The 231-nt window shown below is 67.5% G+C and carries 1 pseudogene; it reads left to right on the top strand.

The window, feature by feature from the left end:
* A pseudogene (locus SB756_RS35970) lies at window positions 1-231 on the top strand (MFS transporter); the annotation flags it as partial.

Below are 231 nucleotides of genomic sequence, written 5' to 3'. Positions count from 1 at the left end.
AGCCTTGGCTGCATCGGCGCCGGCAGCCTGGCCGACCGCTTTGGTGCGGGCCGCGTGTTCGTGATTGGCAGCCTGTTGCTGCTGGCCAGTTCCTGGGCCTTCTACCACAGCCTGCCGACCCGGCCTGAGCTGTTGTTCCCGCTGTACGCGGTGACTGGCCTGTGCGTGGGCGTGATTGGCGCTGTGCCCTATGTGATGGTCAAGGCGTTCCCGGCGGCGGTGCGCTTCAGC

It is taken from the genome of Pseudomonas sp. SIMBA_068 (genome assembly GCF_046534705.1).
Lineage (GTDB): Bacteria > Pseudomonadota > Gammaproteobacteria > Pseudomonadales > Pseudomonadaceae > Aquipseudomonas > Aquipseudomonas putida.
This window is presented reverse-complemented; position numbering and strand designations above follow the sequence as displayed.